Source organism: Enterococcus saccharolyticus subsp. saccharolyticus (assembly GCF_029023825.1).
In the GTDB taxonomy this organism is placed as follows: domain Bacteria; phylum Bacillota; class Bacilli; order Lactobacillales; family Enterococcaceae; genus Enterococcus_F; species Enterococcus_F saccharolyticus.
This window is the reverse complement of the sequence record NZ_CP118957.1, coordinates 1,048,582-1,075,103: the sequence shown is the minus strand read 5'-3', so window position 1 is coordinate 1,075,103 and position 26,522 is coordinate 1,048,582. Positions and strand designations below refer to the sequence as shown.

Here is a 26,522-nt window from a genome sequence, read left to right as displayed (position 1 = left end):
GAATGAGCGTCTCTCTTTTTTAGGACATATACGGTTTCGTAATTTGATCATCTGAAGCCAGTAATTGTTGTGGTGTACCCGTAAACATGACTTGTTCCCCATGACTGCCACCTTCTGGCCCAATTTCAATCAACCAATCGGCACGTTTAATGACACTCATATGATGTTCAAGTAATACTAATGTATTCCCTTGATTAACTAAACGATTGAATAACTCTAATAATTGTTCAATGTCTTTTAAATGCAGTCCATCGGTTGGTTCATCTAATAAATAGAAAGCACCTTTTTTATGCAGTTGATTCGCTAATTTCAAGCGTTGAAGCTCACCACCAGAAAGTGTGGTTAACGACTGGTTTAAACGTAAATAGCCTAAACCAACTTCAACTAACATCGTTAATTATTTCACAAACGTTTCACCAGCAAAAAATTGGCTACTTTCGTTAACCGTCATATCTAAAATATCGACGATCGTTTTTCCTTGATACATATACGCCAACACTTCTGGACGATACCGTGTGCCATGACAAATTTCACACTCTGTCACAATATCATCCATAAACGCCATATCAGAAACGATTACCCCTTTTCCCTTACAATGCGGACAAGCACCTTTGGAATTATAGCTAAATAAAGTCGTACTCACCTGATTTTCTTTAGCAAATAGCTGACGAATATCGCTAAAAATATCTAAATACGTTAATGGTGTAGAACGTAAATTAATGCCAATACTTTTTTGAGAGATAGCAATAACTTCTTGCTTATTTTCTAAAGCAGTTTGGCGAATCACTTCGCCAAAAGAAGATTTTCCCGAACCTGCAACACCATATAAAACGGTCATAACGCCTAATGGGATTTTTGTTGAAACATCCTTTAAATTGTGTAAATTCGCATGTTCAACCGCTAACCATCCTTGGGGGTGACGTGGCGTGTCATTTACAGGGATCATTTTTTGCAATTCTTGGCTAGTTATTGTAGGTTGCTTTAGAAATTCATGATACGGTCCCGCAAATTGAACTTGTCCCCCCTGTTCACCAGCCGCTGGTCCAATATCAATGATATAATCAGCCGTTTGAATCAATTGTGGATGGTGTTCGACTAACACAACCGTATTTCCTTTAGCTTTTAATCGTTGCAATGCTCGGTTAATCCGTTCAATGTCTTTCGAATATAGTCCGGCACTAGGTTCATCTAAGATATAAAGAACATCATTTAACGCATTATTAATATATTTAGAAATACGAATCCGCTGTGCTTCCCCACCAGATAGACTACTAGTTGAACGATTCAACGTTAAATAGCTTAACCCAATGTCAATGAGCGCTTGCAGCTGATTAGTTAATTCTGGTTTTAAATCAATTGCCAACGGGGCATCAACGGTAGCTATGAATGCTTGCAACTCATCTAAAGATAATTCTACTAAATCAGCAATACTTTTTTCATTAATTTTACAACTACGTACTTTTTCATTTACGCGACTTCCCTGACAATCGTGGCACGTTTGAACAGTCACAAAACGATCAAGTTGTTTTTGATGTCGCTTTCCTTCATCAGAATGCAGAATACTACGTTCCATGCGAGGAATAATCCCTTCATATAAAGCTGTTTTAGGCCATTTTTCAGGAGCGTTTTTCAATTTTTGTTGGGGGCATGTAAAAAAAGGGCTAATCCTTCGGGAGAATAGTCGTTGATTTTCTTATCCAAGTCAAACAATCCGCTGTACGCATAGCGTTTCCAGCGCCATGCGTCTTTGCCAAATGTTGGAAAATGAATCGGGTCTGCATTTAAAGATTTATCAAAGTCAACTAATTGATGAATATCGATTGTCGTGACATACCCTAAGCCATCACACGTTGGACACTTTCCATCTGGATGATTAAATGAAAATGTATCAGAATAACCTACAAAAGGCTCACCTACTCGTGAAAATAATAAACGTAAAAAAGTATAGATTTCTGTATAAGTGCCCACAGTTGAACGTGAATTGGGAGATAATTTTTTCTGTTCAATCACAATCGCTACTGGTAAATTTTCTATTTTTCCCACTGAAGGACGACCATATTTAGGTAAGAAATGTTGTAAGAAACTAGGAAATGTATCATTTAATTCTCGACGCGATTCAGCAGCTAATGTATCAAATACTAGCGATGATTTTCCTGAACCCGAAACGCCCGTCACCACTGTCAATTGATGTTTAGCTTAGTGCAAATGATGAAATTGTTCAATTAATGTCCTATATTCAGAATGGTCTATTTTATTTGTTGTAACAGTTGGGTATACTCTTTTTCGCAAATCGGAAGCTGCTGGCACGATTCAGACAGTAGAACTCCAAATGATTTCTTTCATTTTGCTTTTTATTTTCTTTCTATTTATTTTTCTTTGTCAATTTACCTGGGGACTGAGTTTAAGAAATAAACAAAAAAGATAAAAAAAACAGGATTGATTCGCCGAATCAACCCTGTTTTTTTATTTTCATTCAAAATAGTCACGTGTATCACATTCATCCTGGCGCAATTGTTTAATCAAACTTTCGGCACCATCGAAGGCTACTTGATCACGTAAAAAATGATTCCAGCGTACACTAACATGCTCACCATAAATATCTTCTTTGAAATCCAAAATATAGACTTCGACTGTCAATTGACGTCCTTTTTCAAAGGTATCGTTATGACCAATTGATCCCATCGATGGGTACCATTTATCGCCAACTTTTATTTCTGTGACATACACACCCTCTTTGGGTAAACGAGTGGTACTCTTTGTTTTGATATTGGCAGTTGGAAAACCTAGCGTACGTCCACGAGCATCACCATGAACAACAGTCCCATCGATTTCATAGATATACCCTAACAATTCCGTCACTTCTTCCATACGACCAGCATCTAAATCTTCGCGAATACGCGTTGAACTAATTTTACGTTCTTCTAAACTTTCTTTAGGAACTGTTAAAATATCAAAACGTCCTTTAGCATACTCTGCTAAACAAGCCATATTTGCTACATCTTTGGGTCCATAGGTGTAATCAAAGCCCGCCACAACATAAGCTGCATTTAATTCAACCATATACTGATCAACAAAATCTTGTGGTTTCAAACTTGCAAAAGCCGATGTAAATTCCACGATATATAAATAATCAACACCTTGTTCTTCCATCAACTGTTTCTTTTGTTCTAAACTTGTTAAGTAACGCATTAATTCAGGTTGGACTTTTTGGAACACAATGGATGGATGTTGATTAAAGGTCATAACTGCTAATTTCAATCCTTTTTCATCAGCAATCTTTTTTCCCTCTTGAATCACTTTTTGATGCCCACGGTGCACACCATCAAAAAAGCCCATCACTAAGACAACGTCATCTGTTGGAATCATTGTTTTTTCATAAGGATGACGAATTTCAATTACTTTCATTCTATTTTTTCTCCTCACTCTGTTTGTAATACTTTTAAAGGTTTGACAATCCCTTTTTGTCGTTCATGTGGTTGATATAAACAAACGACTTTTTCTTGGTAAAAGACAGCAAAAGCTGTGGTAGGCATTTGCGTGAAACCAAATTCTTCATAAGGCAAACGCATCCCATTTTTGACCTTTTTCCATAAAACTTCAGTAATATCAACGCGTGGAAAATCTTTTACTCCAAATTCAATTGGCAATAAAATTTGTCCCAGTTCATTCTTTTCCATTGCTTCTGCGACTTGCGCCAAAGTTACTGCTTGCTCTTTGGTAAAACCGCCACTAGCGGTGCGAGTTAAATCCGACATATGTGCTGGCACACCTAATGTTTTGCCAGTATCGACTGCTAACGTGCGGACGTAAGTACCTTTGCCACAAACCACACGAAAACGCCACGATTGTGTTTTCGTTTCGTTATTCCAGATGGGTTCTGTCATTCGTTCAAACACATCAATTTGTGCTTTACGCTGTGGACGTTCTACAGTCTCACCGTTTCGTGCATACTCATACAATCGTTTCCCATTCACTTTGACAGCTGAGTACATCGGTGGAATTTGCGTAATTTCTCCCGTCAATTGTTGCATTGCTTGATCAATTTGTTCAGTAGAAAAAGGAGTATTAATTGCTTGCTGTTCCACAATTTCACCCGAAACATCTTCTGTGGTCGTACTAAACCCTAAAGTAATTTCTCCTTCATAGACTTTTCCTGATTCACTAAGAAATTCAATGACTTTCGTTCCTTTTCCAATACAAATTGGTAGCACACCATCAACATCTGGATCTAACGTTCCGCCATGCCCTACTTTTTTAGTATGTAAGATTTTTCTTAATTTGAATACACAGTCATGACTCGTCATGCCGCGTTCTTTCCATAGTGGTAAAATGCCGTTCATGGATACACCTCAATTTATTTTTTGACCTCAATTATTATAACATATTGGCCTTCTCTTGCGCATGATGGAATTTCCGAAAACAAAAAACGGAGACGAAACACTGTCGTCTCGTCTCCGTCTCGTTTAGTCTTTGTTTAAATTACGAATCATTTCATCGATTTTGTTGCCATATACGACAGATTCATCTAATTCAAAGATTAATTCAGGGGTTTTATAAAGCGATAATTCATGACCTAATTCACGACGAATTAAACCAGTAGCTTTTTCTAACCCACGTTGCGCTTTTTGTTTATCTGAAGCTAAATCAGATAAAATGCTGTAATACACGGTTGCTTGTTGTAAATCTCCGGTCACATGTACATCTGTAATAGTCACATCTTGGACACGAGGATCACGAACTTTTCTTCGCAAGATTTGATTGACTTCTTTCAAAATCTCTTGCGCAACTCTACGATCACGATAATTGGCCATGTGAAGACCTCCTATTTTCTAACGTAATTATTTTGCTTTGATTTCTTCCATAACGAATCCTTCGATTACGTCATCTACTTTGATGTCGTTGAATTTATCAATCATCGCACCACATTCAAAGCCTAATTTCACTTCTTTTGCGTCATCTTTGAAGCGTTTCAAGCTAGCTAATTCACCTTCATAGATAACGATATTATCACGGATAACACGAACGCCACTATCACGACGGATAAAGCCTTCTGTTACGTAACAACCAGCAATTGTACCAATTTTAGAAACTTTATACGTTTCACGAACAACCATTTGACCTGTAATTTTTTCTTCAAATTCAGGATCAAGCATTCCTTTCATCGCTGTTTCAATTTCTTCAATTGCTTTGTAAATAATACGGTGTAAGCGAATGTCTACAGATTCCGCATCAGCTTGTTGTTTCGCTTGTGGTGTTGGACGTACATTAAATCCAATGATAATCGCATTACTTGCTGCAGCTAAAGTGACATCACTTTCATTCACCGCACCTACTGCTGAATGGACGATATTTACACGAACGCCTTCCACATCAATTTTCTTCAATGAAGCAGCTAAAGCTTCGGCAGAACCTTGAACATCAGCTTTAATAATAACATTAACGTCTTTTAATTCGCCTTCTTTTAGGCTTTCAAATAAATTGTCTAATGTGACACGAGAACTTGATGCACGTTGTTCCACTAATGCACGTTTCGCACGTTCTTCACCGGCTGCACGAGCTGTTTTCTCATCTTCAAAGACAACAAAACGGTCACCTGCTTGAGGTACATCATTTAATCCTGTAATTTCAACTGGAGTCGCTGGGCCAGCGGTTTTATCACGACGACCTAAGTCATTCGTCATCACACGCACACGACCATACGTATTACCAACTACGATTGGATCACCAACATGTAGTGTTCCTTGTTGTACTAATAATGTCGCTACTGGGCCTTTGCCTTTATCTAAACGAGCTTCAATCACTGTACCAATTGCATTTTGTGTCGGATCTGCTTTCAAATCTTCCACTTCAGCAACTAATAAAATCATTTCTAGCAATTCTTCAATGTTTTGTCCAAATTTCGCTGAAATTTCAACAAAAATAGTATCGCCACCCCATGATTCAGGAATTAATTCATATTCACTTAATTCTTGCATCACATGTTGAGGATTTGCTGCTGGTTTATCAATTTTATTGACCGCTACAATAATTGGCACTTTCGCTGCTTTCGCATGGTTAATCGCTTCAATTGTTTGAGGCATAACACCATCATCCGCTGCTACTACTAAAATTGTAATATCGGTGATACTTGCACCACGCGCACGCATACTTGTAAACGCCGCATGTCCTGGAGTATCCAAGAAAGTAATTGGTTTACCATCGATATCGATTTGGTAAGCCCCGATATGTTGCGTGATACCGCCCGCTTCCCCACTTGTCACACTTACACGTGAATGACGTAAAGTATCAAGCAAGGTTGTTTTCCCATGGTCAACGTGTCCCATGATTGTTACAACTGGTGGACGAGAAACTAGATTTTCTTCTTTCAACTCTTCTGGTTCAAAGAATTTATCAATATCTGCAATATCCACTTGAACTTTTTCTTGTGGATCAATTCCATAATCTGTCGCTAATAACTCAATTGTTTCTTTATCTAATGGTTGGTTTTGGTTAACCATCACACCCATCATAAAGAGTTTTTTGATGATTTCAGCTGGTTCACGATAGATTTTTTTCGCGATATCCGCTACGTTCATACCGTCTGTATATTCTAATACTTCTGGTAATTCACGGAACTTACGTGCTGGTACAGCAGGTTTATTCGATTGTGGATGTTGTTTCCCTTTTTTGCCTTTTTTGTTAAATTTGTTACGGTTTTGATTCCCACCAAAATTGTTACGATTATTGAAATTGTTGTTACGGTTACGATTTTGGTTGTTGTTTTGACCTTGACCAGTGTTTGAGCGGTTTTGGTTTTGATTATTGCTTTGCCCTTGTGCTGGACGGTTTTGACTTGTTGCTTGTCCTTGATTTTGATTTGGACGATTTTGATTATTTTGTTGTCCTTGATTTGGACGATTTTGATTGTTTTGACCGCGTTGTCCTTGATTGTTTGAACGGTTTTGATTTTGATTCCCACTTTGATTTTGACGGTTTTGGAAGTTAGGATTATTTCTTTGCGATTGGAATTTCTTCTCGCCTTGTGCGTTATTTTGTTGGTTTCCTGGTTTTTGGGATGCTGGTTTATTTGATCGCGCTGCACCTCCGCCTAATGTTTGACGCAATTTTTTCTCCTCACTATCTGAGATTACTCCCATGTGATTTTTCACGTCAAAGCCTAGTGATTGTGCTTTATCGACAATCTCTTTACTTGATTTGTTAATTTCTTTTGCAAGTTCGTATACTCTTTTATTCCCCATGCAATCACCTTCCTAACCTAATATTAATTCCTCAATTCTCTTGGCAAATCCACTATCCAGAATGCCAACCACCATTCGGTCTTTACCGATGGCTTGGCTCAGTTCATTTGAGTCGAAATGGTCAAGACAAGGAACTTGATAAAAAGAACTTTTGTCCTTTACTTTCTTCTGTGTATTCTTACCAGCGTCATGAGCGATTAAAACGAGTTTCGCTTTTTGCGATTTAACATCTTTAATCGTCATTTCTTCACCGGTTACCAGTTTACCAGCACGCATTGCTAGTCCTAACATATTGAGCGCTTTTTGTTTATTCATTGCCAAACAACTCTCGACGCGCTTTTTGATGTGTGACATACTCTAATAATTCTTGGTAAAATTCATCCGTTAGTTTTGCTTCTAATACACGGTCTAAAATGCGTTTATCCCATGCAAGTTGTGCTTCACTTGGTTCGATGGCAATATATGCACCACGACCCGGTTTTTTACCTGTTGGATCAATTGAAACTTCGCCTTCTTTTGAGCGGGCAATTCGTAACAAATCTTTTTTGGGAAACATCTCACCCGATACAACTGATTTTCTCAAAGGAATTTTTCTTTTTTTCATTAGAATCCCTCCAGATATTATTCGTCTACTGATGTTGCTTCATCATTTAAAATAGTTTCCGCTTCATCAATAGTTGCATCAATTTCTTCCACAATTCCATCGTTATCTAGTTGTGCGTAGAAATCTTTCATGTCTGATTCTGATTTAATATCAATTTTATAACCAGTCAATTTTGCAGCTAAACGAGCATTTTGTCCGCGTTTACCAATCGCTAATGATAATTGATAGTCTGGTACAACTACCGTACATGCTTTTGGATTTGTTGCATCAAAAATAACATCGCTAACTTCTGCTGGGTTTAATGCATTTGCAATAAAGACTGCCGGGTCTTCATTCCATTCCACGATATCCATATTTTCGCCTTTTAACTCATTAACAAGCGCTTGAACACGTTGTCCTTTTGGTCCAACACAGGTTCCAACTGGATCAATGTTTGCATCATGTGAACGAACCGCAATTTTTGAACGGTCGCCTGCTTCACGAGCAATGCTAACAATCTCTACAATACCATCATACACTTCTGGCACTTCTTGTTCAAATAAACGACGTAATAAATCTGGATGACTACGACTTACAAAGACTTGTGGACCTTTTGATGTATTTTCAACACGTGAAACATACACTTTAATGCGATCATGTGGTTGATAAAATTCGTTGACCATTTGATCTTGTTTTGATAAAACAGCTTCGATTTTGCCAAGGTTCACATAAATGTAACGGTTGTCTTGACGTTCAACGATTCCTTGCATAATGTCTTTTTCATATGCGCTGAATTCATTATAAATAATGTTACGTTCCGCTTCACGTACACGTTGTAAAATAACTTGTTTTGCTGTTTGTGCGGCAATACGTCCGAAGTCTTTTGGTGTAACTTCAAAACGGATTCTGTCACCGATTTCGTAAGCAGGGTTGATTGTGATGGCTTCTTTTAAAGAGACTTCTAATTGAGAGTCCATAACTTCTTCAGAAACTTCTTTGACCGCATAGACGTGGATGTTGCCTTTTTTCTGGTCGAATTCCACTTCTACATTTTGTGATTGTCCGTAATGACGTTTGTAAGCAGAAATTAATGCTGCTTCTAATGCTTCAATAACGATCTCTTTAGAAACTCCTTTTTCAGCTTCTAAAGCATCTAATGCGTTCAACATTTCTTTACTCATTGTCTTTGATTCCTCCGTGTTTAAAATTGAATAGCTAGACGAGCTTTCGCAATATTTTTGCGATCAACAGTAATTTCTTTTTCTCTTGTTTTAATTCTAATTTTTAGAACAAGTTCCGCATCATCATAAGATTGTAAAAATCCTTCATATTGCTTTTCTCCATCTAGTGGTTGATAAAGAGATACATGAATATATTCACCCAATGCTCTTTGATAATCTGCTTCTTTCTTCAACGGGCGTTCTGCTCCTGGAGAAGAGACTTCTAAAAAGTATGCTTGAGGAATCGGATCCGGATCAATGCTATCTAGTTTTTCACTTAAATGCTCACTGACAAAGGCACATTCTTCAATATCAATGCCACCTTCTTTATCAATAAAGACACGAAGAAACCAATTCTTGCCTTCTTTCAAAAATTCTACTTCTACTAACTCAAAATTTTGTTCCTCTAAAATAGGGGTTACTAACTCGGTTACAGTTTCCACCACAGTACTCAAAATTTATCGCCTCCTTTATCTCAATGAATGAAACTTAGTTCATTCCATAAAAAGAGTGAGGGAAAAACTCGCCCTCACTCACCTCTACTATCATTACATTTATGAATATAACATAACTTTGGCATAAATTCAAGCTTCGCGCGTCAGCGTGTTTCCTACCACCATAACGCAAAAAGTCTTGGAAGCCATGCCCGCGTGTCAAAATCCATCGGTACTTGTGTTGGGAAAAATGCAGCCATTCGATAGACGTACACACCAATAATTAAAAACAATGCACTCCGCCAAAAGAACGGTAAACGATAGATTTTAGCTACCAAAGGATACTTTTGAAAAAGGACCACACCAAAAACAATCGGCACTAACCAAAATAATGGGTGATAATAAAATGCTTCTTCTATATTTCCTGATAGAAAATGAAGACAAGCACGTGTCATGCCACATCCCGGACAAGGTAGCCCTGTGATCCATTTAAAGGGACAGATTAATAATCGGTCCATTCGTCATCATCCGTTTTAAATGGTGCTTCAGCAATTTCTGGTTCTTCAGCTAAGGCGGCGCGCTCCCATAGTCGGTTTAAATCGGATTGTAAAATCGCCACGTTGATAAAACTAATCCCAAAAATGGTAAATAAAATGAATAACCATTTATTGTCTGCTATCACTTGATACCCTGTTTCATGTTGTGCTGTCATCATCAAATCATTGATACGATACCACCAATACAGCGTATAAAAACCACATGTTAAAAATGTAAAAACTAACGCTAAAGCTGGATTCAAACGATAATCTTCCGTATATTCTGTCAATTCTTTCGTTGTTTGATACATCCAGACAAAGAAATAAATACCACACGTGATAAAAATTAGAACTAAGACTAATAAGACTGAACGCTCGCGTCCAAGAAGACGGTTGTTTTGCATAACTTCTCTCCTTTATTCGTTTCAATTTAGTATACAATGAAACAAACAAATTGGTAAGAAAATAAGCAAATTTTTAAATAAAATTAGTTTTATTTCATTATTGTCCGTTCGTTTTCGCTTCTGTTTTTGGAAAATGATGAACCTTTTCGTAATTCATATCATTACTAATCGCGACAGAAAAATCATCGAGATTATAGACAACTGACCATTCTGTCGCCCAAGTGCCATTCCATTCGATTTTTACTTTTTCTAACAAATTCATGGCATCTTCTTCTGACATAACCCCATTTTTTTCTTGGAGTGTGGCTTTTAGACTATCGTAACGATCATGACCGATGCCTACTTGATAATCTTTTCCTTGAGATAGTTGGAAATTGGTTGCCATTTTCGTATCTACCACATTCATTTGTTGATTAGCCCAGTCGACAATGACGATTTCTCCTGAAACATCGGTGATAAAAAAGTGATAGGCCACTCCAGACGAAGAATGCATGTCGTATTTTTCTAATAAAGCAATCGCTTCTTTAGTAGTAGCTGCTTTATCCAGTAACATTCGTACAGCAACGGTAGTGATAATAGCTGTTTTCCCGTCTCTTGGTTCGTTGGTTCCGTTTGTAACTCTAGTACAGAAACACGTAATCCTTTTTCATTTACACCATCAACGCTTCCATAAGGTACTGCTAAAATGGAGAATTTCCCGATCAGTGTTTCTGGCATCGTTCCTTCTTCTTTTGAAACACCTAAATGTGCTAAATTCACCATTGAATACGCACGATAGCCCTTTTTTAGGAGCCGTATAAATCAGTAACGATCCTGCTTTTGCGTAATCAAAATTACGTCCGACAAGTTGTTTCCCATCAGGTATTTCCACAGCAAAGGCGCTACAACCGAACAAATTTTCATTGGTTTTAATAGGATAACCAAAGAAAATTTGTTCTGACACTAGTGATTCTAATTCTCGCACATCGCGTACTCCATGTGCTAAAACCTCATCTAGCTTATAATCCGCTGCATAATCTACTCGATAAAAATCACCTTTCTCTATTGTAATATGACCGTATAATTACCTACAATGGTCAATACAACGATGAAATGTCGGTTAGCCGACATTCGAGACGTCTATTGTCGGATTAAGGAGAAAAATTTATGTCAGCTACTCAAAATGATCGTCGCGTAAGAAAATCGAAAAAACTTTTACAAGATAGCCTTGCGACATTAGTTAGTGAAAAAGGAGTACATCATATCACCATCAAAGAGTTAACCAACAAAGCCGATGTGCATCGCTCCACTTTTTATGCACATTATGCAGATATTTACGATTTATATGAAGAAATGGAAAATATGGTGATTTCAGAATTAACTGAATTAATCGAAACGAATTTTTCATTGGACTTTACCATCTATTACCAAATCTTATTTGACTACATTGCTGAAAACAAACATTTTTGTAAAATGTTGTTTAGCAATCATGTCACACATAGCTTTTTTGACCGTTTAACTTTACTTTTTAAAAATACCTGCTTAAAAAGTTGGTGCATCGCTTTAAATACGACGGATGTATCCGAAGAATTAAATTATTTAGCGCAATATCATTTATAAGGTTGCTTTGCGGTGATTCGTCAATGGGCAGAAACAGATTTTGCTTATCCTAAAGAAAAAATGACTGACTTATTATCGACAATTGATGTGACATTGACCACTTATTTAGCCACACATAAAAAATAAGGAGAAAAGCAAATGTGCTTTTCTCCCTTTTTCTTTTATTGACGACTAAAATTATTCACATCAGCAACAATTGCTTCAACAAATTCTGGTAATAGTTGAACAGCTGTTTCTTTGCTACCGTAGCGACGGATATTGACAGTGCCATCGTTCATTTCTTGGTCACCGACAACGATTTGGTAAGGAATTTTTTGTGTTTGTGAGGCACGAATCTTGTACCCCATTTTTTCATTACGATCATCGACTTCAACACGGATTCCTTTTGTTTGTAACATTTCTTTCACTTCATACGCATAATCACTGTGTGCTTCAACAGATACAGGAATAATTGTTGCTTGAATTGGTGCTAACCAAGTTGGGAAAGCGCCTTTGTACATTTCTGTTAAATATGCAACGAAACGTTCCATTGTTGATACAATACCACGGTGAATAACTACTGGGCGATGTGTATTTTCACCATCTTCACCCACGTATGTTAAATCAAAACGTTCTGGTAATAAAAAGTCTAATTGAATTGTTGATAATGTTTCTTCCATTCCTAACGCAGTTTTTACTTGCACATCAAGTTTAGGTCCGTAAAAGGCCGCTTCACCTTCTGCTTCAAAGTAATCTAATTCTAATTCATCCATTGCTTCTTTCAACACTGCTTGTGCGTGGTTCCACATATCATCATCGTCAAAGTATTTTTCAGTATTTTTTGGATCACGATAACTTAAACGGAAACGATAATCAGTTAAATTGAAATCTGCATAAACCGAAGTCATCAAATCCAATGTACGCTTGAATTCATCTTTAATTTGATCTGGACGAACAAATGTATGTCCATCATTCAAGGTCATTTCACGTACACGTTGTAAACCTGATAATGCACCAGATTTTTCATAACGATGCATCATTCCTAATTCAGCAATACGAATTGGTAACTCACGATAAGAATGAATATCATTTTTATAAACCATCATATGATGTGGGCAGTTCATTGGGCGTAAGACTAACATTTCACCATCACCCATATCCATTGGTGGGAACATATCTTCATGGTAATGATCCCAATGTCCTGAACGTTTGTAGAATTCTACATTCGCCATAACTGGTGTGTAGACATGTTGATAACCTAAGCTAATCTCTTTATCAGTAATATAACGTTCAATTGTGCGACGGATCGTAGCACCTTTTGGTAACCAGAATGGTAAACCAGAACCAACTTCAGGTGATAACATAAATAAGTCCAATTCTTTTCCTAATTTACGATGGTCACGTTCTTTGGCTTCTTCACGCATACGGATAAATTCTTTCAAGTCTTTTTTATCAAAGAAAGCTGTTCCGTACACACGTTGCATCATGTGGTTATCGGAATTGCCACGCCAGTATGCCCCAGCAACTGAAAGTAATTTAAAGATTTGAATGCGACCAGTTGATGGTACGTGCGGGCCACGACATAAATCGACAAAATCCCCTTGTTCATACGCAGTAATAACTTCATCTGCTGGTAATTCATTGATCAATTCTTCTTTATAAGGATCGCCCGCAAACAATTCTAGTGCTTCTTCTTTTGTTAGTACACGGCGAGTAATTGGATTGTTTTCTTTTACAATTTTCATCATTTCTGCTTCAATTGCTGGTAAATCTTCTGCTGTTACTGGTTGCTCACCATTATCAGTGTCGTAATAGAAACCAGAATCAATGGCTGGACCAACACCAAAATGGATACTTGGGTACAAACGACGCATCGCATTTGCCATTAAATGTGCAGTTGAATGACGCAATAAAGCTAAAGCTTCTTCATGATCAGGTGTAACGATTTCGATTGCCCCGTCTTCTTCAATGGCACGATCTAAGTCAATTAATTCTCCGTTGAATTTTCCTGCTAATGCTTTTTTAGCTAAACTTTTAGAAATACTTTCAGCAATTTCTTTTGTTGTAATTCCAGATTCAAATTCTTTGACAGCGCCATCTGGAAAAGTGATTTTTAACATGCTATTTCCTCCTTCAATTACTAATTGATAAGAAATCCAACCACATTACAAGTTCCTGTTTCATCTTTAAAAGATGACTTGCAACAAAAAAAGTCCTAGCATCGCTATGCGATACTAGGACGAATACTCTCGTGGTTCCACCTAATTTTGAACACAATAAATATATGTGTTCCTCAAACGTGATAACGGGACGACCGCCTTTGTTTCAACAAAGGTTTCGAAAGTGGTCATTCCTTGGTTTTCTTCTAGAAAAGTTTCAGCCTAGCTTTTCCTCTCTTGTTGAAGACTCTCAAGTGCAGTTGTCTTTCTCATCAATCAATTATGGTCTTATTTAACCACTTCTTACAGAAAATTGCAAGTAAGAAACAAAATTATTTCCAAGCGCCGTTGTTTCCGTAAGTACCTTTTTTCATTTCATTAATAATTACATGAATATTTTCTTTCGGTGCTCCGCTAGTTTTATGCACAGCATCAGTTACTTCTTTCATCATTGCTTCAAGTTGTTCAGGTGTTCTTCCTTCTAACAATTCAATATGGACAAATGGCATACTAATTCCTCCTTCATAAACGTACATTCATTATACTACGTTTTAAGCTGTTCTTGTAAGAATTTCTGCAAGACTTGTGCTTGATTAAATAAGGGATCTTTTGCACTATAAACCAAGGTAACATTTGCTGTTTCTAACCACTGCTTAACAGTGAACACAAATTCTGGCGTAGCAGGATTTTGCTGCAATTCTTTTTGATATTGTTCTGTAAACCACGAAAATTTTTCAGGCTCGTGATTAAATGCCTAACGTAACGCTTTAGTCGGTGCAAGTTGCTTCGCCCACAAATCCAATTGTAGCGTTTCTTTACCCCTCTCGGCCAAATTCTATCCACTAGAATTCGTTTGCCATCAGTTACGTTTACTACGTCATATGCTCGTTTCAGCATTAAGTTTCCCTTGAACCTCTCATGGCTGAAGTCACGAGATTCTTGGGAATAGAGCATACTTGCGAGCGTATTTCTTTACTCACAGCGGTGTCTCTTATTGACCAAACTATCCCCTAGGACACGTCCATTCTCTTTCTTATCTCGAGTGATTTCTTGCCATATTTATGACCGCATTCTGATGCGTTGTTTTGTTTATTTAATTTCTTCTGATAAAGATTCAGACGCTAATTTCCCTGAAGTCAATGCCCAAGCATTATTTGCTCCAGATGGTGAATCATCGCCCATCACACCACCGACAATTTCACCAGCAGCATATAATCCGGGAATCACTTTTCCTTGTTTATTTAGTACCTGTAACTGGTCATTTGCAACCAAACCACCCATTGTTGTTGCAAAACGTGGTTTTTGTTCAATCAAATAATATGGTCCGTCACCTATTTTTTTTGGCATAAATTCAACAGGCCGTTGGAATTCTTGATCTTCTTTGGCTGTGACATAACCATTATACGTAGCAATTGTTTCTGTTAGAACAGCTGGTTCAATGCCCGCAACTTCTGCAAGTGACTCAAGTGTCTCTCCATAAAAGAAATACGGCGTTGTAGAACCATTGTTGGCTAACCATTTATCAATATCGCTTTCACTGATGCCTGATTCCGCAACAGCCGGTTTAAATAAATCAAACGCTTCTTGATCCATTAATAAATACAGCATTTGTTCTGGTTGAGCTAACTCAACTTCTAGAATCTCACGGTTACTTGCACGTTCATTAACAACACGTTTTCCTTGTGCATTGACTAAAATAGCATTTTGTTTAAATACAACAATATTACCAGCAATCGTTGATTTCGCTTTCCCTTCTGAAATTTCTACACCATTAGGATAGGTTTTTCCATATTCCATTAAACGAGTTGCTGCATCAATTTCTTCTTTTTCCGTTAAAATAATTCCGTCACCCGTAGATGATTCAGGCCCATAATACAAAACATTCTTCAAATTATCAGACAATAATTCTTTGTTATTGCCATAACCACCAGACGCCATGATGACCGCTTTAGCTTGTACATGATACGTCGTTCCATCAATTGCTTGCGCCTCAAAACCAGTAATGACTCCTTTATCATCAACAGTTAATTGCTTCACTTGAGTATCTAAATGCACCTCTATTTTGGTTTCCGCAATTTTCTCACGGGCTGTTTTTGCAAATCCTGGTCCACCATCCGTATAAGCTAACTCACGATCATGACTATATTCTGCCAATTTGTGTAAATCAGTATCATATTGAATGCCCACATATTCATGCAACCAATCAGTCGTTTCACCAACGTTTTCTGCATAGAGTGTCAATAATTCAGGAACATTTTTTTCATCTCCATTTTTCATAAAATCAGCAACCATACTCGTCACGCTATCATCTTTGACACCTGCTTGTTCTTGAAGTTTTGACCCCATAACTACTTGATTACCGCCACTAATGGAAATAGCACCACCTAAGTAACTCATTTTTTCAAATAACACCGTTTTTAATCCCAATTCGTCAGCACGCAAGGCAGCAGACATTCCGGCTGCACCTCCTCCAACAATCGCCACATCGGAAGTCAATTCAATGACTTCATCTGATTGCTCTTTTTCCACAACAACTGCTTTCAAAGCATCGACATCACCACCAGCTTTTTCAATGGCTTCACTAATAGCTGTTAATACCGCATCATTGGTTAACGAAGCACCACTGACCGTATCTACTCCCAATGATTGATAGGCCACCACAGACTCAGGAATTTCTTGAATAGATTTATCACTCAATCCTTCTGTTTCATGATGTTCGACAACTTCAATTTTTTCAATTTTCTCTGGACTAAAAGTAACTTCCACGACAATCGGTCCATTTTTCCCTTCGCCACGCCCTTCAAATGTTCCTGCTTGGTATGTGCCTTGTTCTTCTACCGCTTGATTATTACCACAAGCAGACATTGATACAAAAATCACAATATAAACAAAAACAATCCCAACAATTTTTATTATCTTTTTCATATCCCTACTCCTTTTGTTTATTTATTCACTAATAAAATATAAATGGCATTGATATAAAAGGCAATACATTTTAGTACTTTTTTCACAATTAAATATAAAAAAAGCAGACAGTTGATTAACTATCTGCTTGACGATATTCTAAAGCTAAACGAATGGTTTCATCTACTAATTCAGATTGGGCATCAATCACTGAATAAGCAGCATTTTTTGTAGACTCTTGCATTAAAGAAAGCTCTGTACATCCTAACAAGACGACATCACATTGTTGCTCACGAATCATTTGATCTAAAATAGAAAAATACAATTCTTGATTTAAAAAGTTACGCTCTTTAATATCACGATAAATCAAGTGAGTCACTTGTTGTTGGATTTCTTGATTAGGAATAATGGTCTCAATGTTCGTATATGAATTCAATTCATTTTCGTAGACTTTTGATTGAATTGTTCCTTCTGTTGCCAAGACACCCACACGAATTGGACGCTCTAAATCAGCAAATTTCTTTAATACCGCTTGAACAGCTAGACGTGGCATATGCAATAATGGCGTCGTTGTGGTCTCTACCAACTCATCATAAAAATGATGCGCTGTATTACAAGTCAACACAAAAAAACGTGGCTCTAAAGTCGAATATTGACGAATATCTTCTTTTAAAGCAGCAACTGGACTCTTTTCAGATTTCCCTAAAATAAAAGCTGTTCGATCAGGGACTGTTGCATGATTAATCAATACATAGTTCAAATAATCTTGATCTGAATGATTGGGCGTACGCTCATTCAGCACGTGGACAAAGCTTTCAGTTGCTAATGTCCCCATCCCACCTAAAATTGCAAAAAAGTTTTTCATACACATCTATTTCTTTCTAAAGTATTCTTTGTATCGTCCATAATACGAGTAGAATATATGTTGTACAAGTAAGTAACGCTTGATACTCATGTCTTCTTTATAAAAAATGGTTGAACCATATTGTTTATTTTTTAAATAGTTCATTGCTTCGTCTTTATCTGGACCGTCAGTAATGTATTTTTTCAAGATACGTTTTGGCACACCAATCCATAACTTGTCGCCTTTACCGTAAACTGTTTCAGTAAATGGCGTTTCTAGAATATAATCTTCTACTAAATACTTCGCTAAATTATAGCCACCCAGTGTAACAAAGAAACTACTACGACCTTGACGTAAATTAATTTCAAATAATTTATATTCGCCATCACGCTCGTCATATTTCATATCAAAATTTGCAAAACCAGAATACTTAATTTCTTCTAAGAAAGATTTGATTTTTTTGCAGATTTCTTCATTGTAATCTGGCATAATCGCTACATAGTTCCCAACTGATTGTGGTGTAGGATCTTCCAATAAAGGATGTCCTAAACACATCATACGTACATTATGCTGTTGGTCAACATAAGCATTTAACACACGCATCCGAGAATCGTCACCAGGAATAAAGTCTTGGCAAATCATTTCAGATGTATAGCCTGCGTGATAAATTTTCGCAAGTACGTCATCAAGCTCTTTTTGATCGCCAATAATAAAAGCTTTTTTACGTCCTTCAAAATCAACATCTAAATATTCAACACTGTTAGCTGGTTTTAACGCCACTGGAAATTCAAAAGGTAATTCCACTGATGGCGTTTCGTGGAAAAGTTCTTTTGTAATAATTAATGTTTTAGGATATGGTAAATCATATTTTTCACACGTTTCATAAAAAGAAACTTTATTTGATAACACTTCTTGCGTTTTCGCGTCTACTGTTGGACAAATAAAACGTTGTGATAATTCATCTTTATAATGAGTTACTAACTCTGTGTAGACATCCCCACAAGGAACTAATAACAACTTACGTGAATCGTTGGCATATTGCTTCATTAATTCTCGCATTGTTTTAATAAATCCTTCTGGTTCACTGAAACCTTGGTGCGCATGTACGTTTACGATTTTACTGTACTTTGTTGCAGAAAGGAAAGCAGCACTATGGGCCTCTGAGACAATTCCATACTCTTCATAGAAGGAACGCGCCATCCCATAAACATTGATATCGCTACCTAATAAAATAGGTTGAAATTGTTCCTTAATCTTTTCGTTCACTGTTAAAATCACATTCTTTCGTTCATTCATTCTTGAATTAGATACTTTAAAATTTCCCAAGCTGATTCATGTTGTTTATCGCTGTGATTTCGTCGATTGTATTTACAATCAGCATAATATCTTCATCAGTGTAACACAAATCAAGAAATACAAGGCAATCTCTTTCTTATTTTTCGTCGATAAAATACACTTTGTACCAGACTAAGAAAGAATAAATTGTCCAAATTTTACGACGTGCATCAATTTCCTGCGTATAATTTTTATCTAACATATCAAGAATTTTTTCTTGATCAAAAAATTCAGGAACAAAGTCTGCTTCAAATACGCCACGCACTTCTTTATAGAATTTTTCTTCATGTAACCAATCTTTAATTGGTACAGGGAAACCTAGTTTTTCACGGTCAGCCCACTCATCTGGTAAATGGCGGTTTGCCGCTTTTCTAAACGCATATTTCGTATTTTCAGCATTTAATAGATATTTCACTGGAATACGTTCTGCTAATTCCATCATACGAATATCTAATAACGGCGTACGCGCTTCTAGTGAATGTGCCATTGTCATTTTATCTGCTTTTAGCAAAATATCTTTTGGCATCCATTGATGAATATCTAAATATTGCATTTTCTTCACTTCTGGTAAATCTGGCACTTTATCATATTGTCTTTGCGCAATTTCACGGACAGTTTCGCTCTTACGGAATTTAGGTTGTAAATAGACATCTGCTTCTGTTTCTTCAAACACAAATGCTTGTCCGATAAAGAATTCTTCTGCGGGTGCTAAAGATTTGTATAAATGTAAACTCCCTTTGAAGTTCGGCATCTTTTTAATGGTACGCGCTAAACGATAGCGTGATTTTTTTGGTAATTGTTTCAATTTTTCAGCAAAGACACGTACTGATTTGGCTTTTGTCGCAAAACCATAATCCGTATAACCTGCAAACAATTCATCCGCGCCTTCTCCTGAAAGAACGACTGTAACTTGTTCACGTGCTAGTTTTGCTAAAAAGTACAATGGAACACATGAAGGATTTGATGCTGGTTCATCCAAATGATATTGAATATTTGGGAAAGCCTCAAAAGCTTCTTCACTAGTTACCAATTTTGAAAAATTACGTAGACCTAAACGTTCTGTTAATTTTTTCGCTTCATGCGATTCATTGTAACTTTTATCGCCAAAACCAATAGAGAATGTGTAATTTGGTTTACTTACAGACGTCACAAAACTTGAATCGACCCCACTTGATAAGAATGTACCCAATTTTACATCACTGATTGAATGTGCCGCAACAGATTCTTGTACAGCTTCATCAATTAAGTCAATCGCTTGCTCTAATGACATGTCTTCTTCTGAGAATTGCGCATCCCAGTATTGTGTCATTTCTAATTCGCCATTACGTACAAAGAAATAATGACCTTCTGGAATACGATACACATTTTTAAAGAATGTTTCGTCAATTGCTGAATATTGGAAAGTCATGTAAGGTTTTAAAGCTCTTGGATTGACTTCTTTCACAAAATCAGGATGATCTAAGAAACTCTTAATTTCAGAACCAAACATAAATGTATCATTTCCTTGATAGTAGTAATACGGTTTGATTCCAAAATGATCTCTTGCACCAAATAATTCTTGTTTTTCACGGTCCCAAATGGCAAAAGCAAACATCCCACGTAATTTTTTAACGATATCTGTCCCATATTCTTCATATCCATGTAAAATTACTTCAGTATCTGCTTTTGTTGTAAAAATATGTCCTTTTGCTTCTAATTCTTTTCTTAATTCTTGGAAGTTATAGATTTCCCCGTTAAAAATAATCGCTTTTGTTCGGTCTTCATTAAAAATAGGTTGATCGCCACTTTTTAAATCAATGATACTTAAACGTCTAAAACCCAGCGCTACGTGTTTGTCTACAAATTCACCAGAACTGTCTGGTCCACGATGGATAATTCGATCCATCATTTGGTTAATTTGTTCTTTTTTTTCTTCTATTGAGTATTTGCTCGTCACAAAACCAACGATTCCGCACATATAAATCCACCTATCTAAATATTTAATTATCTATCTCATAATCAATTTCCCTCTTTGACCACAATAATAGTCTAGTATAGTATAGAATACCTAATCAATATAGTCTAGGAGTATACAAAAAATTTGGTTTTTTTTAAATAAAAAATGAAAATTTCATGAATATGTCGTAGAAACGATCACATAAATAAAAAAAAGACAATCGAAATTGTCTTTTTATAGCGTAATCCAATAGCGTCTGACTACTAGTTGATCTGAGGTATCCACCACTTTTTTCTCCAATATTCCTTGATTTTCTTCAATAATTTTTGCCGAACCAATATTATTATCATTACAAGTTACGAGTACCTTGGTAATTTCTTGTAATTTGGCTTGTTGGAGGGTTTGGTGCAAAATCATTTTTCCATAACCTTTTTTTCGCTCACTGGGTCTGACAGAGTAGCCAATATGCCCACCGAACTGTTGCAAATACGCATTGTTTAATTCAAAGCGTAAATTGCTCATTCCCACTAGACAATCATCTTCTTGCCGAATGACTAACCAGGTTTCCGCAGGAGCATAATCTGCTGGAACTGTCTCTTCCGAACGAAACAACGCTAATAGTTTTAACCATTGTTCAATGGAAGGCATCTGTTCTAAAAAAGAGCTACCATCAATGGAGTCGTTGTTAGCGATAAATTCTTGTCTATATTGTTCAATTTGTGTCGCGTAAGCCATCGTTGGTTGTTTTAAAATTAACATCTAACCACTTCCTTTTATCTAGTATAACATAGACATTTACCTCGGAATTAAGTCATACAACCCTTTCAATGGTCCCCATCCTAAAAAAAAAATACCGAATAGGAGAAAGAAAAACCAAAGTATCCATAACAAATTTCCGGCATAGCCTATTTTCACCCCAAATGAAAGATTGTTCACGAAAGAATCAAAATAGTTTCTACGCACTACTTTTTCTTTGATTGGAATTTTTCGCAAATCAGGAATTTGTTCTTTTATTTCTTGAAATTTTTGAGCATCTTGATCTGAGAGTGTTTCCGTAAAAATATGATTACCTGATTGAAAATCCAATAATGTCCAATTGCCGACACCTCCAATTGCTTCTTAGTTTGCTTTCATCGTTATTGCTTTAATTGACGTGTATGGATAACTGAAGAAGGTTTGACTTTCAAAAAATTCTAAAGAAAACAAGAAAATAATCCGTGTATTCGTAAATAATAACAAACGATTGCCACGCGTATCATGGAAATGTTTCAAATAATTTTTCGCTTCTGGAGTGGTCGCAGCAGAAAATCCTAAGACACCTGTTGTAGATACCGCTGTATTTTCCAAGTTAGCTAATGGTAAAACACCTTTAATTTCTTCATCTGTTGTTAAATATTTTTCGATACTAGCAAGTAATTATTGAACTAGAATATACCGTTTTGACTGCGCAAAAAGTGTTGCTTTTTGTGCATGTGTTAATTCCCCATTCAACTGTGACGTAACCGTATTTACCGTTTGTTTAAAGTTTGCCATCTTTTTTCTCCTCCAATTCTCGTAATGTCTTTCTTCCACGAGATAATCGATTAAAAATGATTTCTACACTCACCGCCAGCATTTCGGCAATTTCTTTCGCTGAAAATTGATAAAAATAATAATATAAAAAAATTTCTTGATCGATGTCAGACAAATGGTCAACCAATGCTAAAAAATTTTCTTTTTCCAATAATTCGCTATCTGTTGGTATCGTGACATTTTCATCTGTTACCGTACGCTCCCGAACTAATTTTCGTTTCCAATCAATTGAACGATTCCTTGCAATCATTAGCATCCAAGTTTGAAAGCTACTTTTCGTTTCATCGTAACGTGTGATTTTTTGCCAAATTTCATATAAAATCTCATTCATACCATCTTCCACATAAGCTCGTTCTTCTGGATAGGATAAAATACTATATACCGTTTTATACAAATTTGAGCTATATTCATCAATTAAGAATTCCAATCCAGAAAAATCTTGCGCTGCCATCAAATGAATGATTTGTTTGTCTTTGTCCACATCATCACCTCTTTTACTTATTATACGAACCAATTATCGAAAACCTATCAAGCAAAAAGAAACTCTTGAAAAAAATTTCAAGAGTTCATCCATTTTTGGGTATAAGCTATCACATTTTCGGCGGTTACTTTGTCATAACTAACCTTAGTTTGTGTGGCATATAATTGTGCTTCTTCATGGAAAAAGCGTTGCGTAGCTAAAAGCGATTGCGCAATGTTCGATTCACTGGAAAAATCAAGTAAGGATTGAAATTTTTGTTTATACGCGGCATCTAAATACGTAAATAAATATTTGTAGTTTTTCCCGACGTTCACGGGACCTTGTTGTCGAACGACTTGCCAACTAAGCAGTCGCAAAAGCTCTTGGTGGCAAATACCATACAGGTGATCGACAGTATACGTCTGTTCGTGCCGAACTAAACCTTTGACAACATAGGTGGTGACCCACCAAAACTCATTGCAACAATCTTGAAACATTGCTTCACTCGGCACTTGAGTCCGATAGATTTCATCTGTTAATTGTGGTGCGGGTTGCAAGATATTTTCTGGATCAGCTAGCACTTGAAAAAGTGGTTCTTCTACTCTCCATTGTTCGACAAATGATAGTGGACAGAGCGTTAAATCAATCCGATTGCCATCTTTAAACAACATCAAAAATGTAAAACGTTCACCTAACGTTGATGGAAACAAGGTCATTTCCTCCGGCCTTTGACTCACTAAAATCTCTCCAAAGCGTTTTAACCACGCGCGATTTTCCAGTAATTCTGTTTTATTTTCTACCACATAAACAATATCGTAATCCTGAAAATCATCTTTCGGTACACAAGGATTCACCCGTGAACCACTCAGCGCCACTGCTTTAGCCCCTATCTCTTGAGCGACAGCTAAAATCAATGTCCTCATTTCTTCTTCACTTCTCAAACAACCCTCTCCTTTTCTTCTCATTTTATCATGTTTCCACCCCATTAGTGGCCGTTATGTGCTATAATTTTATGGCTATATTTTTTAGGAGGTTGTCTGCATGAACGAACGTTTACTAGAACAACAACATGTCGAATCCACAGTCCAAGTGATTCACAATGAGCAAGAAATGATCAAAAAACAACAAGCAACGTTAGAAGATTCTTTAAATTCACAGTTAAAAGAAATTTCCGATAAAAAAATTAACATTGGTTCAGAAGAAGCGTTCTATGAATCAGTATTAGAGTATCAACAACATGAACAAGAATTGATGCTTCGCTACAAAACAGCAGAGTCACAAGAAAAACGACTCAAAACGTTAGCAACAATGACCAACAGTCCTTATTTTGCACGGATTGATTTCACTGAAGGCAATGAACCTAAAGAAACCTTGTATTTAGGAATTGCGTCTTTACGCGACAACAAAGAAAATACAATTGTCATTGACTGGCGCGCACCGATTGCAAATCTTTATTACGAAGGAGAACTGGGAACAACATTTTATCAAACAGATACTGACCAATTTGAAGTTGACTTGCTATTAAAACGTCAATTTAAAATTCAAGATGGTCAACTACTTTCCATGGTTGATACTTCCGAAGTCATCAATGATGAATTTTTATTAGAGATTTTAGATGAAGCGTCTTCTTCACAAATGAAAAATATTGTTTCAACGATTCAAAAAGCCCAAAACCAAATTATTCGTGACACAACGAGTAAAGTCATGCTAATTGAAGGAATCGCAGGTAGTGGAAAGACTTCTGCTTTACTGCAACGCATTGCTTTTGTGCTCTATCGAAATCGTAAATGGTTAGATGATCAACAAGTCTTATTGTTTTCACCCAACCATCTCTTTTCAGACTATATCGCCATGGTTTTGCCATCTCTAGGTGAAAGTGAAATACCTACTCGAACATTCCGTTCTTTCTTACAAAATCTATTACCTAATTATGAAATTGTCCAAGAAGAACAACAGGAAGCACAATTTTTAACTGGTGCGAATGATCGTGTCGAAAAACTCAAAAATGGCTTAACGTTAGTTCAACAAATTTCGCGTTATGTAGAAGGAATCACACCGTTTGGTCCATTGTTCCGTGACTTAAAAATCAAAGGTGAAACGTACATCACTAAAGAACAACTCCGTCACTGGTACCAACAAACCAATGAACAACTACCACTTTACCAACGAACACAGTTATTACAAACCAAAGTGTTGAAAAAAATTGGTGGGCTCGAAAAAGACGAAGCGAAAAAAGCATGGGTAAAGGAAGCAACACGTGAAAAAGTCCAAGAAATTTTTGACAATGACCCTAATTTAGAAGATTCAGAGGAAAAAGAACGCCAACTGTTTAATAAAGTACGACGTCAACTTGTACGTAAAAAATTCCGTGCCTTAACTCGTGGCGTGCAACGTTTCCAATTTATCAATTTTCCAAAGCAATACTTACACTTTTTAAAACAAATTCAACCAGCATTGTTAGCCAAAGCGGGAATTTCTGGTGCAGATTGGGCAATGGCCAGTAACCAAACACGTCAGCATTTGAAAAACAGAGAACTCACACAAGAAGATGCGTTGTTATTTGTCTTATTACTACGCCGTTTATATCCTGTGCATGTTGAACAAAAAGCACGCTTTATCTTCATTGATGAAATGCAAGACTTTCCACCTGCACAAGTTGCTTTGCTACGTGAGTTATATCCGCGTGCTGGTATGACTTTATGTGGGGATTTGAATCAAAAAGTCTTTGGAAATGAAACAATTGTTCATTCTCTAGACACCTTATTCCCTGAACAAGAAGTCACTCGTTACCAGTTAACAACTAGTTATCGTTCAACCGAAGAAATCACACAATTTGCGAATCAATTCTTGTCACAAGAAGACCAAGTAAAAACCACAGCACGCAAAGGGCCTTTACCACGTCTGGTTCAAAAAGAAACGCTCTGCGAAAGTCTGGATTGGTTGGTTAATGAGCTGCAAGATGACGAAAAAAATCGACGCTGGCGTACAGCTATTATTGGGAAAACAACAGCCGACTGTGAAGCATTGTATGCCGAATTATCGGAAGAAATGCAAACTAAAGTCCAATTGATTGTTTCAGAAGAAGATTTCATGAAACGTCCAATCATGATTATTCCGGCCTTTTTAGCCAAAGGATTGGAATTTGATCGTGTCTTTGCTTGGAATATCGGTGCAAATTTTGAAACCGCACAAGATCAATTGGTTCTATATACGATTGCAACACGTGCCATGCATGAATTATCACTCGTAACAATTGGTGCAGAAAGCCCATTAGTTGCTGGTGCTGATGCAACGACGTATCAACAAATGTAAAAAAAAG

General features: G+C 36.8%; 27 protein-coding genes and 1 pseudogene. 3 read left to right on the top strand and 25 right to left on the bottom strand.

The window, feature by feature from the left end:
• Positions 1 to 19: 19 nt before the first annotated feature.
• Positions 20 to 2,178: pseudogene (locus PYW32_RS05615) on the bottom strand (ATP-binding cassette domain-containing protein).
• A gap of 43 nt (positions 2,179 to 2,221) precedes the next feature.
• Between PYW32_RS05615 and PYW32_RS13355 the strand changes: the two are divergent.
• Positions 2,222 to 2,425 (top strand): DUF3923 family protein, encoded by a 204-nt coding sequence (locus PYW32_RS13355; protein ID WP_081633714.1) that lies wholly within the window; start codon positions 2,222 to 2,224, stop codon positions 2,423 to 2,425.
• A gap of 44 nt (positions 2,426 to 2,469) precedes the next feature.
• Here PYW32_RS13355 and ribF read toward each other — a convergent pair whose 3' ends face one another.
• The 12 genes from ribF to PYW32_RS05555 form a co-directional block, all read right to left on the bottom strand.
• A complete protein-coding gene (gene ribF, locus PYW32_RS05610; RefSeq protein WP_016175308.1) occupies positions 2,470 to 3,405 on the bottom strand; it encodes a riboflavin biosynthesis protein RibF in 936 nt (311 codons plus the stop codon).
• A gap of 14 nt (positions 3,406 to 3,419) precedes the next feature.
• Positions 3,420 to 4,340 (bottom strand): tRNA pseudouridine(55) synthase TruB, encoded by a 921-nt coding sequence (truB, locus tag PYW32_RS05605; protein WP_016175309.1) that lies wholly within the window; start codon positions 4,338 to 4,340, stop codon positions 3,420 to 3,422.
• Between the two features lie 123 nt (positions 4,341 to 4,463).
• Positions 4,464 to 4,811 (bottom strand): 30S ribosome-binding factor RbfA, encoded by a 348-nt coding sequence (rbfA, locus tag PYW32_RS05600; RefSeq protein WP_016175310.1) that lies wholly within the window; start codon positions 4,809 to 4,811, stop codon positions 4,464 to 4,466.
• A 27-nt stretch (positions 4,812 to 4,838) separates the two neighbouring features.
• A complete protein-coding gene (infB, locus tag PYW32_RS05595) occupies positions 4,839 to 7,238 on the bottom strand; it encodes a translation initiation factor IF-2 (protein ID WP_016175311.1) in 2,400 nt (799 codons plus the stop codon).
• A gap of 12 nt (positions 7,239 to 7,250) precedes the next feature.
• Positions 7,251 to 7,553 carry a YlxQ-related RNA-binding protein gene (locus PYW32_RS05590; RefSeq protein WP_016175312.1) on the bottom strand — a complete coding sequence of 101 codons (303 nt, stop codon included), beginning with the start codon at positions 7,551 to 7,553 and terminating at the stop codon, positions 7,251 to 7,253.
• A complete protein-coding gene (rnpM, locus tag PYW32_RS05585; RefSeq protein ID WP_016175313.1) occupies positions 7,546 to 7,842 on the bottom strand; it encodes an RNase P modulator RnpM in 297 nt (98 codons plus the stop codon). Before rnpM ends, PYW32_RS05590 begins: the two co-directional genes overlap by 8 nt.
• A gap of 17 nt (positions 7,843 to 7,859) precedes the next feature.
• Positions 7,860 to 9,002 carry a transcription termination factor NusA gene (gene nusA, locus PYW32_RS05580; protein ID WP_016175314.1) on the bottom strand — a complete coding sequence of 381 codons (1,143 nt, stop codon included), beginning with the start codon at positions 9,000 to 9,002 and terminating at the stop codon, positions 7,860 to 7,862.
• A gap of 20 nt (positions 9,003 to 9,022) precedes the next feature.
• Positions 9,023 to 9,496 (bottom strand): ribosome maturation factor RimP, encoded by a 474-nt coding sequence (gene rimP / locus PYW32_RS05575; protein ID WP_016175315.1) that lies wholly within the window; start codon positions 9,494 to 9,496, stop codon positions 9,023 to 9,025.
• Positions 9,497 to 9,651: 155 nt separating this feature from the next.
• A complete protein-coding gene (locus tag PYW32_RS05570; protein ID WP_016175316.1) occupies positions 9,652 to 9,993 on the bottom strand; it encodes a DUF2752 domain-containing protein in 342 nt (113 codons plus the stop codon).
• A complete protein-coding gene (locus PYW32_RS05565) occupies positions 9,978 to 10,415 on the bottom strand; it encodes a DUF4234 domain-containing protein (protein WP_016175317.1) in 438 nt (145 codons plus the stop codon). Before PYW32_RS05565 ends, PYW32_RS05570 begins: the two co-directional genes overlap by 16 nt.
• Before the next feature lie 97 nt (positions 10,416 to 10,512).
• Entirely contained in the window at positions 10,513 to 10,989 is a 477-nt protein-coding gene (locus tag PYW32_RS05560; RefSeq protein WP_245558573.1) for a carcinine hydrolase/isopenicillin-N N-acyltransferase family protein, read from the bottom strand.
• Positions 10,920 to 11,177: a hypothetical protein gene (locus tag PYW32_RS05555; RefSeq protein WP_016175319.1), complete on the bottom strand. Its 258-nt coding sequence runs from the start codon at positions 11,175 to 11,177 to the stop codon at positions 10,920 to 10,922. Before PYW32_RS05555 ends, PYW32_RS05560 begins: the two co-directional genes overlap by 70 nt.
• Before the next feature lie 384 nt (positions 11,178 to 11,561).
• Between PYW32_RS05555 and PYW32_RS05550 the strand changes: the two genes are divergently transcribed.
• Positions 11,562 to 12,014 carry a TetR/AcrR family transcriptional regulator gene (locus PYW32_RS05550; RefSeq protein WP_016175320.1) on the top strand — a complete coding sequence of 151 codons (453 nt, stop codon included), beginning with the start codon at positions 11,562 to 11,564 and terminating at the stop codon, positions 12,012 to 12,014.
• Positions 12,015 to 12,175: 161 nt separating this feature from the next.
• Here PYW32_RS05550 and thrS read toward each other — a convergent pair whose 3' ends face one another.
• The 12 genes from thrS to PYW32_RS05495 form a co-directional block, all read right to left on the bottom strand.
• Complete coding sequence (gene thrS, locus PYW32_RS05545; protein WP_016175322.1) at positions 12,176 to 14,113, bottom strand: threonine--tRNA ligase; 1,938 nt, start codon at positions 14,111 to 14,113, stop codon at positions 12,176 to 12,178.
• A 371-nt stretch (positions 14,114 to 14,484) separates the two neighbouring features.
• Positions 14,485 to 14,661 (bottom strand): 2-hydroxymuconate tautomerase, encoded by a 177-nt coding sequence (locus PYW32_RS05540; RefSeq protein ID WP_016175323.1) that lies wholly within the window; start codon positions 14,659 to 14,661, stop codon positions 14,485 to 14,487.
• A gap of 35 nt (positions 14,662 to 14,696) precedes the next feature.
• Positions 14,697 to 14,849 (bottom strand): DUF488 family protein, encoded by a 153-nt coding sequence (locus PYW32_RS13305; RefSeq protein ID WP_338070862.1) that lies wholly within the window; start codon positions 14,847 to 14,849, stop codon positions 14,697 to 14,699.
• Positions 14,795 to 15,049, bottom strand: a complete 255-nt coding sequence (locus PYW32_RS13350) for a DUF488 family protein, N3 subclade (protein WP_414841545.1) — start codon at positions 15,047 to 15,049, stop codon at positions 14,795 to 14,797. Before PYW32_RS13350 ends, PYW32_RS13305 begins: the two co-directional genes overlap by 55 nt.
• Before the next feature lie 192 nt (positions 15,050 to 15,241).
• Positions 15,242 to 17,077 (bottom strand): FAD-dependent oxidoreductase, encoded by a 1,836-nt coding sequence (locus PYW32_RS05530; RefSeq protein ID WP_016175324.1) that lies wholly within the window; start codon positions 17,075 to 17,077, stop codon positions 15,242 to 15,244.
• 115 nt (positions 17,078 to 17,192) lie between these two features.
• Positions 17,193 to 17,921, bottom strand: coding sequence for an aspartate/glutamate racemase family protein (locus PYW32_RS05525; protein ID WP_016175325.1), 729 nt, complete (start codon positions 17,919 to 17,921; stop codon positions 17,193 to 17,195).
• Between the two features lie 6 nt (positions 17,922 to 17,927).
• A complete protein-coding gene (locus tag PYW32_RS05520) occupies positions 17,928 to 19,196 on the bottom strand; it encodes a carboxylate--amine ligase (protein ID WP_016175326.1) in 1,269 nt (422 codons plus the stop codon).
• A gap of 136 nt (positions 19,197 to 19,332) precedes the next feature.
• Positions 19,333 to 21,192: an asparagine synthase (glutamine-hydrolyzing) gene (gene asnB, locus PYW32_RS05515; RefSeq protein ID WP_016175327.1), complete on the bottom strand. Its 1,860-nt coding sequence runs from the start codon at positions 21,190 to 21,192 to the stop codon at positions 19,333 to 19,335.
• Between the two features lie 213 nt (positions 21,193 to 21,405).
• Positions 21,406 to 21,930: a GNAT family N-acetyltransferase gene (locus PYW32_RS05510; RefSeq protein WP_016175328.1), complete on the bottom strand. Its 525-nt coding sequence runs from the start codon at positions 21,928 to 21,930 to the stop codon at positions 21,406 to 21,408.
• Between the two features lie 360 nt (positions 21,931 to 22,290).
• Complete coding sequence (locus tag PYW32_RS05505) at positions 22,291 to 22,518, bottom strand: PH domain-containing protein (protein ID WP_035010182.1); 228 nt, start codon at positions 22,516 to 22,518, stop codon at positions 22,291 to 22,293.
• Positions 22,519 to 22,690: 172 nt separating this feature from the next.
• Complete coding sequence (locus PYW32_RS05500; protein ID WP_016175331.1) at positions 22,691 to 23,224, bottom strand: sigma-70 family RNA polymerase sigma factor; 534 nt, start codon at positions 23,222 to 23,224, stop codon at positions 22,691 to 22,693.
• 77 nt (positions 23,225 to 23,301) lie between these two features.
• Complete coding sequence (locus tag PYW32_RS05495) at positions 23,302 to 24,144, bottom strand: aminoglycoside 6-adenylyltransferase (RefSeq protein WP_016175332.1); 843 nt, start codon at positions 24,142 to 24,144, stop codon at positions 23,302 to 23,304.
• Positions 24,145 to 24,244: 100 nt separating this feature from the next.
• Between PYW32_RS05495 and helD the strand changes: the two genes are divergently transcribed.
• Entirely contained in the window at positions 24,245 to 26,515 is a 2,271-nt protein-coding gene (gene helD / locus PYW32_RS05490; protein ID WP_016175333.1) for an RNA polymerase recycling motor HelD, read from the top strand.
• The last annotated feature ends 7 nt before the right edge of the window (positions 26,516 to 26,522 follow it).